Annotated in this window: 10 protein-coding genes; 6 read left to right on the top strand and 4 right to left on the bottom strand. The window is 73.1% G+C overall.

Features of this window, described 5'->3' with window-relative positions:
• Positions 1 to 27 precede the first annotated feature (27 nt).
• Positions 28 to 1,740 carry a carboxyl transferase domain-containing protein gene (locus ACH4J0_RS20050; protein WP_396241863.1) on the bottom strand — a complete coding sequence of 571 codons (1,713 nt, stop codon included), beginning with the start codon at positions 1,738 to 1,740 and terminating at the stop codon, positions 28 to 30.
• Positions 1,741 to 1,873: 133 nt separating this feature from the next.
• Here ACH4J0_RS20050 and ACH4J0_RS20045 point away from each other — a divergent pair, with 133 nt between their 5' ends.
• The gene (locus ACH4J0_RS20045) at positions 1,874 to 2,593 is read left to right on the top strand and encodes a TetR/AcrR family transcriptional regulator (protein ID WP_396241861.1); all 720 of its coding nucleotides are present in this window, start codon (positions 1,874 to 1,876) and stop codon (positions 2,591 to 2,593) included.
• A gap of 307 nt (positions 2,594 to 2,900) precedes the next feature.
• On the top strand, positions 2,901 to 7,052 hold the full coding sequence (locus ACH4J0_RS20040) for an ABC transporter transmembrane domain-containing protein (RefSeq protein ID WP_396241859.1): 4,152 nt from the start codon (positions 2,901 to 2,903) through the stop codon (positions 7,050 to 7,052).
• Between the two features lie 136 nt (positions 7,053 to 7,188).
• On the opposite strand, the gene ACH4J0_RS20035 is transcribed toward ACH4J0_RS20040, so the two are convergent.
• Positions 7,189 to 8,166: an ATP-grasp domain-containing protein gene (locus ACH4J0_RS20035; protein ID WP_396241857.1), complete on the bottom strand. Its 978-nt coding sequence runs from the start codon at positions 8,164 to 8,166 to the stop codon at positions 7,189 to 7,191.
• A gap of 135 nt (positions 8,167 to 8,301) precedes the next feature.
• Here ACH4J0_RS20035 and ACH4J0_RS20030 point away from each other — a divergent pair, with 135 nt between their 5' ends.
• Positions 8,302 to 8,826, top strand: a complete 525-nt coding sequence (locus ACH4J0_RS20030) for an NUDIX hydrolase (protein WP_396241855.1) — start codon at positions 8,302 to 8,304, stop codon at positions 8,824 to 8,826.
• A 22-nt stretch (positions 8,827 to 8,848) separates the two neighbouring features.
• Here the strand turns inward: ACH4J0_RS20030 and ACH4J0_RS20025 are convergent, their stop codons facing one another.
• Both ACH4J0_RS20025 and ACH4J0_RS20020 read right to left on the bottom strand, forming a co-directional pair.
• Complete coding sequence (locus ACH4J0_RS20025) at positions 8,849 to 10,081, bottom strand: hypothetical protein (protein ID WP_396241853.1); 1,233 nt, start codon at positions 10,079 to 10,081, stop codon at positions 8,849 to 8,851.
• Positions 10,082 to 10,228: 147 nt separating this feature from the next.
• Entirely contained in the window at positions 10,229 to 11,299 is a 1,071-nt protein-coding gene (locus tag ACH4J0_RS20020; protein WP_396242054.1) for an ABC transporter substrate-binding protein, read from the bottom strand.
• 468 nt (positions 11,300 to 11,767) lie between these two features.
• Between ACH4J0_RS20020 and trpS the strand changes: the two genes are divergently transcribed.
• From trpS to ACH4J0_RS20005, 3 genes are all read left to right on the top strand, one after another.
• Complete coding sequence (gene trpS, locus ACH4J0_RS20015) at positions 11,768 to 12,865, top strand: tryptophan--tRNA ligase (RefSeq protein WP_396241851.1); 1,098 nt, start codon at positions 11,768 to 11,770, stop codon at positions 12,863 to 12,865.
• A gap of 143 nt (positions 12,866 to 13,008) precedes the next feature.
• Positions 13,009 to 13,995, top strand: coding sequence for an LD-carboxypeptidase (locus ACH4J0_RS20010; protein WP_396241849.1), 987 nt, complete (start codon positions 13,009 to 13,011; stop codon positions 13,993 to 13,995).
• A 40-nt stretch (positions 13,996 to 14,035) separates the two neighbouring features.
• Positions 14,036 to 14,710: a nucleoside/nucleotide kinase family protein gene (locus ACH4J0_RS20005; protein ID WP_396241847.1), complete on the top strand. Its 675-nt coding sequence runs from the start codon at positions 14,036 to 14,038 to the stop codon at positions 14,708 to 14,710.
• Positions 14,711 to 15,093: the final 383 nt, after the last annotated feature.

Raw genomic sequence — 15,093 nt, 5'->3', positions numbered from 1 at the left:
CGGAGGCGGCGCGACCGGCGTGCGGCGTCACATGCGGAAGACGCCGTACGGCGCGGGCGGTGCCAGCGGGGCGTTGGCGCAGGCGGTGAGGGCGAGGCCGACGACGGTGCGGGTGTCCATCGGGTCGATCACGCCGTCGTCCCAGAGCCGGGCGGTGGCGTAGTAGGCGTTGCCCTGGCGCTCGTACTGCTCGCGGACGGGGCGCTTGAACTCCTCCTCCGCCTCGGTCGGCCACTCCTCGCCGTGCGCCTCCAACTGGTCACGGCGGACGGTGGCCAGCACGGAGGCCGCCTGCTCGCCGCCCATCACGGAGATCTTGGCGCCCGGCCACATCCACAGGAAGCGGGGCGAGTACGCCCGGCCGCACATCGAGTAGTTGCCGGCTCCGTACGAGCCGCCGATCACCACGGTCAGCTTCGGGACCCGGGTGCAGGCGACGGCGTTGACCATCTTGGCGCCGTGCTTGGCGATGCCGCCCGCCTCGTACTGCCGACCGACCATGAAACCGGTGATGTTCTGCAGGAAGAGGAGGGGGATGCCGCGCTGGTCGCACAACTCGATGAAGTGGGCGCCCTTGACGGCCGACTCGGAGAACAGCACGCCGTTGTTGGCGACGATGCCGACGGGGTGGCCGTGGATCCGCGCGAAGCCGGTGACCAGGGTCGCGCCGTACTCGGCCTTGAACTCGGCGAAGCGGCTGCCGTCGACCAGCCGGGCGATCACCTCGCGCACGTCGTAGGGCGTGCGCGGGTCGACCGGCACGGCGCCGTACAGGCCGGCCGGGTCGACGGTCGGCGGCTCGACCGGGACGAGCGGCCACGGCCTGGCCGCGCGCGGGCCGAGCCCGGACACGATGGTGCGGACGATGGACAGGGCGTGGGCGTCGTCCTCGGCCAGATGGTCCGTCACGCCCGAGGTACGGGAGTGCAGCTCGCCGCCGCCCAGCTCCTCGGCGGTGACCACCTCGCCGGTGGCGGCCTTCACCAGCGGTGGTCCGCCCAGGAAGATCGTGCCCTGGTTGCGGACGATCACCGCCTGGTCGCTCATCGCCGGGACGTACGCGCCGCCGGCCGTGCAGGAGCCCAGCACGGCGGCGATCTGCGGGATGCCCGCGGCCGAGAGCCGGGCCTGGTTGTAGAAGATCCGGCCGAAGTGGTCCCGGTCGGGGAAGACCTCGTCCTGCATCGGGAGGAAGGCGCCGCCGGAGTCCACCAGGTAGATGCAGGGGAGGCGGTTCTCCAGCGCGACCTCCTGGGCGCGCAGGTGCTTCTTCACCGTCATCGGGTAGTAGGTGCCGCCCTTGACGGTGGCGTCGTTGGCGACCACCACCACCTCGCGTCCGGCGACCCGACCGATGCCGGCGATCACCCCGGCCGCGGGCGCCGCGCCGTCGTACATCCCGTCGGCGGCCAGCGGGGCCAGCTCCAGGAACGGCGAGGCCGGGTCGAGCAGGGTGTCCACCCGGTCACGGGGGAGGAGCTTGCCGCGCGACGTGTGTCGGGCGCGGGCCTTGGCGCCTCCGCCGAGGGCGGCGGCGTCGAGCTTGGCGCGCAGTTCGGCGACGAGCGCCTGGTGCGCCTCGGTGTTGGCCCGGTAGGCCGCGGAACCCGGGTCGGCGGAGGTGCCGAGCCGGGGCGCCGGAGCGGCGGCTCCCGGCGGTACGGCACCCGGTGCCGTCGCCGTGCCAGTCGCTGCGCTGAGCCGGACGCCGGAGGGTGCGCCGGTGGTTGAGATGACCATTCCCAAGAGCTCCCTTGCCCTCGGCAGCAGGTGGGCGGGCCGAGTGCGGTTCGCCCGTGATCCCCACGTTAATTAACGTTAACTTACGCCGCCAGGTTAACGGCCGATAACCCGACTGTCTACGATGGGCAGCATGCCGAACGTCCCCGCAGCCTCCGCGCTCCCACGCCGCGACCAGATCCGCCGGGAGGCGGCGCGGCTGTTCGCCGCCCGGGGCTTCCTCGGTGTGGGCGTGGACGAGATCGGCAAGGCCGTCGGTATCAGCGGCCCCGGCCTCTACCGCCACTTCGCCGGCAAGGACGCGATGCTGGCCGACCTGCTGATCGGCATCAGCGAGCGACTGCTGGAGGAGGGGCGCCGCCGCGCGGGCGGTGGCGACGGTCCGGCTGCCACGCTGGACGCGCTGATCAGCGGCCACGTCGACTTCGCCCTGAACGACCGCGACCTGATCACGCTGCACGACCGTGAGCTGCTGAACCTCAAGGAGGAGGACCGGCGCACGGTGCGGCGCCTCCAGCGCGGCTACGTCGAGCTGTGGGTGGACGTGGTCCGGCAGGCCCACCCGTCGCTCGCCGCCCCCGCGGCCGAGCCGATGGCGCGGGCCGCCGTGCACGCGGTGTTCGGCCTGATCAACTCGACCCCGCACAGCCTCGGCCCGCACCCGGCCCAGGGCGAGCGCACCGGTCTGCAGCGCGACGGCATGGCCGCGCTGCTGCACACCCTCGCCCACGGCGCCTTCGCAGCCGCCGCGGACTCCGCGGCCGCGGACTCCCCTGAAGCCGGCCCCGTGGCCACCGGCTCGGCCGCTGGGGGCGCTTCCGGGTCGGCCGGTCCCGTGTCCGACTCGGCCTGAGGTCGAGCGTCCGGCCGATCTCTCTCCCCCCGCCGCATCCGCTGGCCCTCCGCCGGCCCTAGGCCAAAAGGACGGCGCCCGCCCGCCCCCGGTCCACTGGGCGTGCGGCGGTTCGTCGGGCGACCCTTGAAGCAAGGGCGGGCCGATGAGTCGCAGCTGCGTTCGACTGGGAATCACCGCAGGCGGTGGACTGTTGCCCAGTCCGCCGGACCGGACGATCCGGGCCGCCCCGGAACCAGCCCGGAACGCCTCGTGCGGCCGGAAAAGTCATGGCGGTCACCCGACGAAATGGTTAGCATCCCTAAATATGCCCGAGACTCACGGATCCATGGTGGAGCAATCCCCGAGCGGCTCACCGGCCCCCGGCCCCGACCGGGAGGGCTCCGGCGACAGCCCGCAGACTGCCGACGCGCGCCCCGAGCAGAACGGGAACGCGGAGCAGAACGGGAACCCGGAGCAGAACGGGAACCCGGAGCCGAGCGACAGCACCGGCAATACCGCGGACGCCGGCCCGAGCCTGGCCACGCCCGCTGAGGCCGACGGCTGGCTGCGCCGCCTGATCGGCTACAGCTGGCGGTCCCGCCGCAGCCTGCTGCTCGCCTTCGGCGCCTCGCTGCTCGGCATGGCCGTCACCGCGCTGGTGCCGCTGGTCACCAAGTTGATCATCGACGACGTCATCGTCGCCCACACCCGCTCGCTGACCCCCTGGGCGGTGGTGCTGCTGCTCGCCGCCGTCGTGGTCTTCGGCTGCACCCAGATCCGTCGCTACTACGGCGGTCAGCTCGCCCTCGACGTCCAGCACGACATGCGCAGCGACCTGTTCCGCTCGCTCGGCCGGCTGGACGGTCACCGCCAGGACCGCCTGGACACCGGCCAGGTGGTGGGGCGCGCGACCTCGGACCTCCAGCTGATCAACGGCCTGCTGTCGATGCTGCCGATGATGACCGGCTACCTGTTGATGTTCGTGATGTCGGTCGCCGTGATGGTCTGGCTCTCCGCGCCGCTGACCCTGATCGCCCTGGTGATGGCCCCCGCGCTGTGGTGGGTCAGCGTGCTCAGCCGCAAGCGCCTGTTCCCGGCCACCTGGGCCGCCCAGCAGGAGGCCGCCGCCGTCGCCGGTGTGGTGGACGGTGCGATCGGCGGCGTCCGGGTGGTCAAGGGCTTCGGCCAGGAGGCGCAGGAGCAGGACAAGCTGGAGCTGGCCTCCCGCAACCTGTTCGCCGCCCGGCTCCGGTCGATACGACTCAACGCCCGCTACAACCCGGCGATGCAGGTGATCCCGGCCCTCGCCCAGGTCGCGGTGCTGGCCTTCGGCGGCTGGCTGGCCGTCGACGGGAGCGTCTCGCTCGGGACCTTCGTCGCCTTCTCCACCTACGTGGCACAGATGACCGGGCCGGTGCGGATGCTGACCATGGTGATCACGGTCGGCCAGCAGGCCCGGGCGGGCGTGGAGCGCGTCCTGCAGCTGATCGACGAGCGCCCGCTGGTCCAGGAGCGCCCGGACGCGCTCAGCCTCGACCTCACCCTGGGCCTCGCCCCCGACGGCAGCGCCGCCGTAGACGCGCCGGATGGCAGCGCCGCCGCAGACGCGTCGGCCGGCAGCTCGGCCGGGCCCCGTACTACCGACGTCGTCCTGGAGTTCGACCAGGTCGAGTTCCGCTACGACCCGGAGCACCCCGCCCCCGTCCTGCACGGCCTCAGCCTGAAGCTGGCCCCCGGCGAGACCCTCGCCCTGGTCGGCGCGTCCGGCTCCGGCAAGTCGACGGTGGCCCAGCTGGTGCCCCGCTTCTACGACCCGGCGGCCGGCGCCGTCCGTCTCTACGGCCACGATCTGCGCGACCTCACCCTGGACTCGGTCCGCGCGGCGGTCGGCATCGTCCCCGAGGAGAGCTTCCTCTTCTCCGAGTCGGTCCGCACCAACATCGCCTACGGCCGCCCGGACGCCACCGACGAGCAGATCGTCGCCGCCGCCCGGGCCGCCCAGGCGGACGACTTCGTCCGCGCCCTTCCGGACGGTTACGAGACCAAGGTCGGCGAGCAGGGTCTGACCCTCTCCGGCGGACAGCGCCAGCGCATCGCCCTGGCCCGGGCGATCCTCACCGACCCCCGGATCCTGCTGCTGGACGACGCGACCTCGGCCGTCGACCCGCAGGTCGAGGCGGAGATCCACGACGCGCTGCGCTCCGTGATGACCGGCCGCACCACCCTGCTGATCGCCCACCGCCGCTCGACCCTCCAGCTCGCCGACCGGATCGCCGTCCTGGACCGCGGGCGGCTGCTGGACCTCGGCACGCACGATGAACTCGAAGCCCGATGTCCCCAGTACCGGGCCCTGATCACCGACCCCGAGGCCGGCCGGGCCCCCGAGCCGCAGAGCCGGCAGACCGAACAGCCCGCGCGACAGCCCGCGCCAGTCGAACAGCCCGCGCCAGTCGAACAACCAGCACAGTCCGAACAACCAGCACAGTCCGAACAACCAGCACAGGCCGAACGATCGGCACGGTCCGAACAGCCCCCGCAGGGCGAACAGCCCCAGCCGAAGACCCCCCAGCCGAAGACCCCTGCGCTCCCCACCCCCGCCCTCGCCAAGGCCGCCCGCACCGCCGACCCCGACCTGCTGGCCAGGGTCGCCGACCTCCCGCCGGCCGCCGACGTCCCTGCCGTGCCCCGCCCCGAGGCCGAGGCCGGTGATCCCGACTTCAGCCTCGGCCGCCTGCTACGCCCCTTCCGCACCCCGCTGCTCATCGCCCTCCTGCTGGTCGCCCTCGACGCGGCCGCCGGGCTGGTGCTGCCGGTGCTGATCAGGCACGGCATCGACGAGGGCGTCCGCAAGGGCCTGATGTCCGGCGTCGCGGTGGCCTCGGTCGCCGCGCTGGTGATCGTCCTGCTGGACTGGCTGGTGCAGAGTGCCGAGAACCGGGTGAGCGGCCGTACGGGTGAGCGCGTGCTGTACACCCTCCGGCTCAAGATCTTCGCCCATCTCAACCGGCTCGGCCTGGACTACTACGAGCGCGAGTTGACCGGCCGGATCATGACCCGGATGACCACCGACCTGGACTCGCTGACCTCCTTCCTGCAGACCGGCATGGTCACCGCCGTGGTCAGCCTGCTGACCTTCGCCGGGATCTTCGCTGCCCTGCTGATCATCGACGCCGGGCTGGCCCTGGTGGTCTTCGCCGTGCTGCCACTGCTGGTGATCGCCACCCTGGTGTTCCGGAAGAAGTCCAAGGACCAGTACGAGCGCTCCCGGGACCTGATCAGCACGGTCAACGCCGACTTGCAGGAGAACGTGGCCGGGATGCGGATCGTCCAGGCCTTCCGCCGTCTGGACACCAACACCGACCGCTTCGTGGCCCGCGGGATCGCCTACCGGGAGGCCCGGGTCCGCGCCCAGCTCTACATCTCGCTGTACTTCCCGTTCGTCCAGTTCCTCTCCAGCGTGGCGGCCGCCCTGGTGCTGATCGTCGGTGCCTCCCGGGTGGACGCGGGGACGCTGACGGTCGGTGCGCTCGTCGCGTACCTGCTCTACATCGACCTGTTCTTCGCCCCGGTCAACCAGCTGTCCCAGGTCTTCGACGGCTATCAGCAGGCCTCGGTCGGCCTCGGCCGGATCCGCGAGCTGCTGCGCACGCCGACCACCACCGCGCAGGCGGTCGACCCGGTCCCGGTGACCAAGGCACTGCGCGGCGAGATCAGCTTCGAGGGCGTCGGCTTCGCCTACAACGGCGGCGCGGACGGTGCCCCGGACGTGCTGAGCGGCGTGGACCTGCGGATACCCGCCGGCCAGACGGTGGCGCTGGTCGGTGAGACCGGCGCGGGCAAGTCGACGCTGGTCAAGCTGGTCGCCCGGTTCTACGACGCCACCCGGGGCACCGTCCGGGTGGACGGCGTCGACCTGACCCGCTACGACCTGGCCCAGTACCGCCACCGCCTGGGCGTGGTGCCCCAGGAGGCGTACCTGTTCGCGGGCACGGTCCGCGAGGCGATCGCGTACGGCCGACCGGACGCCTCGGCGGCCGAGGTGGAGGCGGCGGCCCGTGCGGTCGGTGCCCACGACATGATCGTCCGATTGTCGGGCGGCTACGACCACGAGGTCGCGGGCCGCGGGCGGAACCTCTCGGCAGGCCAGCGCCAGCTGATCGCGCTGGCCCGGGCCGAACTGGTCGACCCGGACATCCTGCTGCTGGACGAGGCCACCGCGGCGCTCGACCTGGCCACCGAGGCCGCGGTCAACCAGGCCGCCGACCGGCTCAGCGGAGGCCGCACCACGCTGGTCATCGCCCACCGCCTGACCACCGCCGAACGCGCCGACCGGGTGGTCGTGCTGGACCACGGCCGGGTGGTCGAGGACGGCACGCACACCGAACTGCTCGCGCTGAACGGTGCGTACGCCCGGCTCTGGCAGGCGTTCGTCGCGGACGGTCACCCGGCACCGGCCGAGACGGTCGCCGCCGGGTAACCACCCGGCCACCGCCAGGCGGGGCAGGGGGCAGCGGGGGCGGCGGGCGGACCACCCGAGAACGGACCGACCCCCCGGCCCCGCCGACCCCCCGGCCCCGCCGACCTCCGACCCTGCCGACTCGCCGGTCCGTCCGTCAGGCGGCGATCAGCGAGGCCAGCAGCCCCGAGGCGTCGATGCCGCGCGGCAGGTCGCTCACCTGGCCGTCCCCGACCTCCACCACCCGCCAGCCGGACCCGTCGGCCCGGCTGGCGAGGTCGGTGGTGACGAAGCGGCAGCCGAGTCTTCGCACCAGTGCGGAGACCTCGGTGAGCTCGGGCTCGACCTGGAGGTGCGGGGCGTCCGGGTGCGGCCCGACCAGGACCGGCCGGCCGTCCAGCCACCACACCCGGGCCTCCACCGCCCGCCGCTCGCCGCCCGCGGCACCCGCGGCACCCGCGGAACCCGTTCCGACCGCGGCATCGCCGCCGTTCCGGTCCGGCCCGCCCGCGCCGTTCGGCCCGCCCTCCCGCTCGAACTCCTCGTACCGCCGCAGCACCACCCCGCCGGCCAGGAACTCGCCCTGCAGCTCGACGAACCGTCGGACCACCCGTCCGACGGCCGCCAGATCGGCCAACTCCGGCAGGTAGCAGGCTTCGTGCCACTCGTGCTTGCGCGACTTCACGTAGTCCTTCACGATCGCCGGCCCGCTCCCGCCGAGCCGGGCCACGGCCTCCGCCAGCTCCTCCGGCGTGGGTGGCAGCGCCCCGGTGGTCGGGATCCAGGCGCTGGGCGGGGTCGCTCCCTCGAACACCCCGTACCAGCCGGGCAGTTCGTGCGCCGACGCGTAACCGGGCGGGCTGGTCAGCAGGTTGCCGCCGCGGGCGGTGAGTGCGGCGGCGAACTCGGCGTACCGGGCGGAGGGGAGCATCCAGCCCCGGTACCAGAGCGGTCCGCAGCCCCGGGGCAGCCACCGGACCGCCGCCTCGGCGTGTCCGGCGAGCAGCGCGTCGTGGTCGACCAGGAGGTTTTCGCCGCCCAACTCCCGGATCAGCCTGGCCTCCCAGGCGAAGTGCGGATCGGGTCGGCGCGGATTGAGCGGATCGGCGGGGAAGAGGATCGAGGGTACGGGCATGGCGGTCAGGGTAAGGCCGGCGGGCCGCCCGCGACTGCGGATCGGCGCAGGCCGGGGGCCGGGAAGCGGCTCAAGTCGGTTGCCGGGGGCGGCAATCCGGTCGACGCCCCGGTCGGTCGCTGTCAGAGTGTCCCGATGCGAAGACTTCTGCGACCGCGCAAACGCGTTCCCCGTCAGGCCGCCCGCACGGTGGTCCTGGACCGGGACGGCTCGGTGTTCCTGCTCCGTTCGGACAACGACGAGGTCGGCGTCCACTGGACCATGCCCGGTGGCGGGCTGGAACCGGGCGAGACCCCTCGGGCCGGTGCCCGGCGCGAGCTGTGGGAGGAGACCGGCTGGACCGACCTCGAACCCGGCCCGCTTCTCTGCACCTGGGAGCACGACTTCACCTGGCACGGCACCCCGGTCCGCCAGCACGAGCACATCTACCTGAGCAACGGACCGCACCGCGGCCCCGTCGGCGACGTCAGTGCGGTGCACGCCCAGGACCGGATCCTCGACTGGCGCTGGTGGACCCCGGCCGACCTCGCCGACGAGGACGCCGACGCGCTCTGGCCGCCCCGGCTCCCGGAGTTGCTGGACGCGGTCCGCGCGGGCTGGGCGGTCGACGGGCGCCCTCCGGTGCCCGTCGACCTCGGCTACGTCCCGAACTCCCGCTGACGGGCCAGCCCTCGGACAGGCCCTAGCCGCGCCCGCCGCGCCGCGACCGCCCGGGCGGGCCGGCCGGGCCCGGCTCCCAGCCGTGCAGGTCCAGCTCCCGGTCGTGCAGTGCCCAGGGGTTCATCCGCACCGTCAGCCGGGCGCCGGCCAGTTGCTCGACGGTGAGGCCGGTCTCGACGACCAACTGCTCGGTCGAGACCGAGACCGCGATGGCGGGACGCCAGGACGGCAGCAACACCAGGCTGGTCCCGCGCCCGACCCGGATCGGCTCCGCCGCCACCCGGACCGGCGTCCGCTCCTCCGGACGGCCGACGGTCTCCGACTGGACCGGACTGCCGCCGATCAGGATGCCGAGCGGCGGGACGGCCCGGGACTCCTCGGTCCCGCCCCCCACGACGGTCCAGGCGTCCGTACCGGCTGCCGGGGGCGTGCCGTCGGCCACCGTCCTCGTCGCACCGGTCGGTTCACCCGACCGCCCCGTTCCGCGCGGCTCCGCCCCGGTCGGGTCGGCGGCGGCCGTCTCCCGTGCGGTCGCCCCCTGCCCGGTCCGGTCGGCCTGGGGGTGCATCCGGCGCAGTCGCCGGGAGGGGGAGGGCCGCCGCGAGCCGAGGCTCCGCACCTCCTCACGCATCGACTCGCGCATCGATCCGCGCACCGACTCACGCATCGATCCGCGGGACGGCTCGCGGGACGGCTCACGCGAGGACTCGCGCGCCGAAGGCGGCACCGGCGTGGGCGGGTTGCCCTCGGACGGCGCCGCCACCTGCTGGAACCGGACGAATCCCGGCCCGACCCCGTCGAAGGGGGCGCCGGTGGCGCCGTACCCGTCCTCCTCCCCGGCCTCGCCGAGCAGCGCCCGCACGTCCTCCACCGACCGCCGGCACGCCGCCGCCAGCTCGGCGAGCGAGCGTCCTTCGGCGCGGGCGGCCCGCAGCCGGTCGGCGAACGCCGCCCGGAGCCGGTCCGCCGTCGCATCGCCGTCCGCCGAAGTACGGCGGAGCTGCGTCTCGACGTCCTTCGGGGTGCGCGGCTGCGGCACCGAGTGGTGGCGGGTGGGGGCACCGGCCACGCCGGTCGAGCAGCCCTCGGCCGCCGTCACGACGGAGCAGACCGGCGCCCACGGAACGGACGGGCCGGGCGGTGCGTCGGCCGGGCTTGAGGGGTCGGCACCGTCCACGGGCGAGCCGGGCGAGCCGGGCGAGCCGGGCGAGCCGGTCAGGGCGGGGTCGGTGGAGCTGGGATGGAGCGAGGTCATCGGCGGGCCCTTCGGGGGACGGTCCCGATGATCCTCCCGCACCGCGCGACCAGCTCCAAGCGTCATTCCCGGGCGTGTGCCCGGGAGCACGGCGGGTTCACCCGACGAGCGACGGAGAGCGGCGGCGCCCCTGTCCGGCGCGCCGGCTCAACTGCCGGGCGCCACGAAGCCCTTGAGGTCGGCGAGCACCGCGTTGGCGGCCGCGACGCCGAGCCCCAGGAACCAGGTCTCGTCCGAAACCGGCCGGGCCTGGCCGGACTTGACCGCGCCGAGCGTCTTCCAGAGCGCGCCGCCGAACACCGCGTCCTGGTTGGTCGAACCGGGGCTGCCGTAGACGCCGTAGAAGATCCAGTCGGCGTCGGCCTTGTCGATCTGCTCCGGGCTGACCTCCACCGCCAGCTCCTTGACCTGCTCGATCTTCGGCTGCGGCAGGGGCACGTCGGTGAAAATGGTCCCGATGAAGGAGAGCTCGGCGTAGAGCCTGGTCCGGCCGGGCATGAAGCGCAGCGGCGTGATGGTGGGCCGCTTGTCGCCGAGCCCGGTGCCGATCGCGGCAGCGGCTGCCTGGTACGCGTCGAGCTGCGCCTTGGCCTCGGCCTGGAGGTCGAAGGGGCTGGCGTTGAGCAGGAAGTTCTGCTTCCAGGGGTAGCCGGGGCGCAGCGAGAACACGGTCGGTGCGATCTTCGACAGCTGCGCGTACTGGTCCTGGGCGCGCAGCTGGCTGCCGAGGATCAGGTCGGGCTTGAGCGCGGCGACGGCTTCCAGGTTGAGGCTGTTGATGGTACCGACGGCGGCCGGGTCGCCGGCCTTGTCCCTGAGGTAGGAGGGCAGGGACTTGGAAGCGTCGGTGTGGACGACGCCGACCGGTTGGATCCCGAGCGAGACGACGTTGTCGAGCTCGCCGGTGTCCAGCACCACGACCCGGGTGGGCTTGGCGGGGATGACGGTCTCGCCCATGGCGTGCCTGACGGTGCGCGGATAGACGCCGGGGGCGGCGTCGGTGCCGAAGCCCTTCATCTTCTCGATGACGGTGGCGTAGTCGTCGCCGCCCTGCTTGACCGACTTCTGGTCGGGGGAGGAGCCGCCACCCGGCTTCGAGCCGCTGCCGCCTGCGCCGCCCGAGCCTCCGCTGCTGCCGCAGGCGGTGAGGAGTCCGCCGAGGCCGAGCACGGCGGCGCCGGTCACGCCGGCCGTGAGGAAGCGGCGGCGGCTGGGGATGCGGGCGGCGAGGGTCGGGCCGTCGGAGTCGGGGGCCACGCGACGCTCCTTCAAGAGTCGGGACCGGGCGGCCGGCGGGGGGGTCGGCCCGGGAACCAAGGTTAGGTGAGGCAAACCTATCCCGCTGTCCGCCGCGCCCTCCGAACGGGGGTGCTCGCCGAAGGGGGCAAAGTCATCCGCAGTGCACGAAATCGCCAGAAGTCGGTTTGTCCAACCGGCCTGGTGCGGACGGAGTTCTTCCACGGCGAGACGCCGCGCAAGGGCGCCCCTGCCTTGGTAGTTGACGGCTGACGCTATTGTTGGGGCCATGAAGCGCTTCGTGGGCCTGTGCTGGTGGCCGTCCTAGGACGGCCATCACACCTGCCTGAACAGGGCCGTCCGGGATGGACGGCCCTGTTGCGTTTCCCCACGGGACGGGCCCCGCGCCCCGGACGGCCGCCACCACCGCCGTACCGAGGGAGAAACCCGATGACCGCCACCGCCCACGCCACCACGAGCCGTGCCACCACCGACCACGGCGTCGCGGAGCCGACCGGCGCCCCCGTCCTGACGACCGCCGATCTGAGCGCCGACCCGGGCACCCACCGCGTCCTCACCGGTGACCGCCCCACCGGCCCGCTCCACCTCGGCCACTACTTCGGCACCCTGCAGAACCGGGTCCGGCTCCAGGACCAGGGCGTCGAGATGTTCGTGCTGGTCGCCGACTACCAGGTCATCACCGACCGCGACCTGGCCGACCGGCTCGCCGAGCACACCGAGAACCTCGTCCTCGACTACCTCGCGACCGGCCTCGATCCCGAGCGGGCCACGGTCTTCGCGCACAGCGCCGTCCCCGCCCTCAACCAGCTGCTGCTGCCCTTCCTCAGCCTGGTGAGCGTCGCCGAACTGAGCCGCAACCCCACCGTCAAGGACGAGATCGCCCACTCCAGCCAGGCCGCCGTCAACGGACTGATGTTCACCTACCCCGTCCACCAGGCCGCCGACATCTTGTTCTGCAAGGCCGACCTCGTCCCGGTCGGGCAGGACCAGCTGCCCCACCTCGAAGTCGCCCGCACCGTCGCCCGCCGCTTCAACGAGCGCTACCCGCACGCCGACGGCAGCGCCGTCTTCCCCCGCCCCCGGGCCCTGATCTCCGACGTCCCGATGCTGCTCGGCACCGACGGCGGCAAGATGAGCAAGAGCCGCGGCAACGCGGTCGCCCTCGGCGCCGACGAGGACGAGACTGCCCGGATCATCCGCGGCGCCAAGACCGACGCCGATCGCCGCATCACCTACGACCCGACCGGTCGACCCGAGGTCTCCGGCCTCGTCCTGCTCGCCGCGCTCTGCCAGGACCGCGCCCCGGAGGCGATCGCCGAGGAGATCGGCGACGGCGGTGCCGCCGCCCTCAAGCGCACCGTCATCGAGTCCGTCAACGAGTACTTCCGCCCGTTGCGCGCCCGCCGCGCCGACCTCGCCGCCGACCGTGGCCACCTGCGCCAGGTGCTGCGCGCAGGCGCCGAGCGGGCCAATGCCATCGCCGACGCCACCCTCGCCGAGGTACGGGAGGTGATGGGCGCGATCTGAAGAGCCCTCAACCGCCCGGGCCCTCCCGGGTCCGCCCGTCCAGGGACATCGGCCCGTCGACCCGCGGGCATATCGTCACCGGGCGGCCTCGACCACACCCCGAGGCCGCCCGCTGCCCGCCCCCTCCCCGAAAGGCCCGGTCCATGGACCAGCAACCTACCGCGCCCGGCCAGGGCCTGACCCGCCCGCCACAGCTACGCCCCGGCGACCACATCGCCGTCGTCGCCCCCAGCGGCCCGATCGACTCCGAGCGTCTCACCGCCGGCTGCGCGATCCTGCGCTCCTGGGGCCTGCGCGTCACCGTCGCCCCGCACGTCCTCGACACCCACCCCACCCTCGGCTACCTGGCCGGCACCGACGCCGACCGCGCCGCCGACCTCCAGAGCGCCTGGCTCGACCCCACCGTCGACGCCGTCATCTGCGCCCGCGGCGGCTACGGCGTCCACCGCATCGTCGAGCTGCTCGACTGGACCGCCATGCGCGCTGCCCGGCCCAAGCCCTTCATCGGCTTCAGCGACGTCAGCTCCCTGCACGAGGCCTTCGCCCAGCGCCTCGGCCTCGCCACCCTGTACGGGCCGCTGGCCTCCGGTTCCTCCTTCGTGAACGACGGCCCCACCGCCGAACACCTGCGCCGCACCCTCTTCGACCCCGCCGCCACCACCGTCCTCACCTCGCCCACCGCCACCGCACTCGTCCCCGGGCGCGCCCGCGGCGTCACCGCCGGAGGCTGCGCTCACGTCCTCGCCGCCGAGCGCGGCACGCCCGCCGCCCGCCCCTCCTACGCGGGCAGCATCCTGATCCTCGAAGACGTGAACGAGCACCCCTACCAGCTCGACCGCCTGCTCACCCAGTTCCTGCGCTCCGGCGCCCTCGACGGCGTGGCCGGCATAGCCCTCGGCTCCTGGGAGGGCTGCGGACGGCCCGAACGGGTCCGTGACGTGATGCTCGACCGCCTCGGCGGGCTCGGCGTGCCCGTGATCTGGGAGCTGGGTTTCGGCCACTGCCCATCGACCATCACCGTCCCGCTCGGCGTCCCCGCCCTGCTCGACGCGGACGACGGCACCCTCACCCTGGACGTGCCCGGTCTCGTCCCTGCTCCCTCTTCTGTCCCTGCCCCTACGGTCGTCTGAGCCGGCCGTCGGGCCGCGGCGAAGTGAGTAGGGTGCGGCCATGAACGAGGACCGCCTCACCGCCCTTGCCCTCGGACTCCTCCGCGGCCCGGGCAGCAACGCCCGTACGATCCTCGGACTTGTCGGCCCGCCCGGAGCCGGCAAGTCCACCCTGGCACGCCACCTCGTCGCCGAGGTCGAACGCGTCGAAGGCACCGGTACGGCCGCCTACCTCCCGCTCGACGGCTTCCACCTCTCGGGCGCCCAGCTCGACCGCCTCGGGCTGAGCCACCGCAAGGGCGCCCCGGCCACCTTCGACGCCCACGGGTACGTCGCCCTGCTGCACCGGGTCGCCGCCGACCGTTTCCAGGACATCTACGTCCCCGACTTCGACCGCACCCTGGACGAGCCGGTCGCCGCCCGCCACGTCGTCCGCCCGCACACCCGGCTCGTCATCACCGAGGGCAACTACCTCGCCTCCGCGGACACCCCCTGGCCGGAAGCCCGCAGGTTGCTGCGCGAACTCTGGTACGTCGACACCGAAGACACCGTCCGCCAGGAACGCCTGCTCCGCCGCCATCGTGACGGCGGCCGCGACGAGACGACCGCCCTGCACTGGGTCACCACCAACGACCACCCCAACGGCGAGTACGTGAAGCAGGGCCGTGCGCTCTGCACCCGGACCGTTCCGGGGACCGGTTTGCCTCAGGCCCCGCAGAGGGGTAGTGTTTTCTAGTCGCTCGACAGGGAGCACCGGACACGCATCGGCGCGGACGGTCCCGGGGCGGCCAATCCTCTGAAACACCACTTCCGGTTCTCGCCGGTCGTTCCGCTTTTCGCGGCGCGGCCTCGTGCTTATTCGGCATGTGCGTTTTATCGGATTGCGGTCGGACTCGGCTGGATTCGCTTTTCGGAGCGGGGATCGGCTAGAGTTTGAAACGTCGGACGGGGCGTCAAGCCGCGGAAGACACCGGTGAGTTGGATGACGAAGCCCCGGAAAACGGAGCGGAAAACATCTGATAAGCTGGGAACACGAAAGAACGAAGCGCCCGGAGGGCCCGCTGGAAGGCGGTCCGAAGGAAGCGTCCGTTCCTTGAGAACTCAACAGCGTGCCAAAAG

This window comes from Kitasatospora sp. NPDC017646, assembly GCF_044329365.1.
GTDB lineage: Bacteria > Actinomycetota > Actinomycetes > Streptomycetales > Streptomycetaceae > Kitasatospora.
This window is presented reverse-complemented; position numbering and strand designations above follow the sequence as displayed.

Bases quoted from the DNA above. Each gene is read 5' to 3' on its own strand.
- ACH4J0_RS20050 (WP_396241863.1), bottom strand. From the start codon at position 1,740: ATGGTCATCTCAACCACCGGCGCACCCTCCGGCGTCCGGCTCAGCGCA.
- ACH4J0_RS20045 (WP_396241861.1), top strand. From the start codon at position 1,874: ATGCCGAACGTCCCCGCAGCCTCCGCGCTCCCACGCCGCGACCAGATC.
- ACH4J0_RS20040 (WP_396241859.1), top strand. From the start codon at position 2,901: ATGCCCGAGACTCACGGATCCATGGTGGAGCAATCCCCGAGCGGCTCA.
- ACH4J0_RS20035 (WP_396241857.1), bottom strand. From the start codon at position 8,166: ATGCCCGTACCCTCGATCCTCTTCCCCGCCGATCCGCTCAATCCGCGC.
- ACH4J0_RS20030 (WP_396241855.1), top strand. From the start codon at position 8,302: ATGCGAAGACTTCTGCGACCGCGCAAACGCGTTCCCCGTCAGGCCGCC.
- ACH4J0_RS20025 (WP_396241853.1), bottom strand. From the start codon at position 10,081: ATGACCTCGCTCCATCCCAGCTCCACCGACCCCGCCCTGACCGGCTCG.
- trpS (WP_396241851.1), top strand. From the start codon at position 11,768: ATGACCGCCACCGCCCACGCCACCACGAGCCGTGCCACCACCGACCAC.
- ACH4J0_RS20010 (WP_396241849.1), top strand. From the start codon at position 13,009: ATGGACCAGCAACCTACCGCGCCCGGCCAGGGCCTGACCCGCCCGCCA.
- ACH4J0_RS20005 (WP_396241847.1), top strand. From the start codon at position 14,036: ATGAACGAGGACCGCCTCACCGCCCTTGCCCTCGGACTCCTCCGCGGC.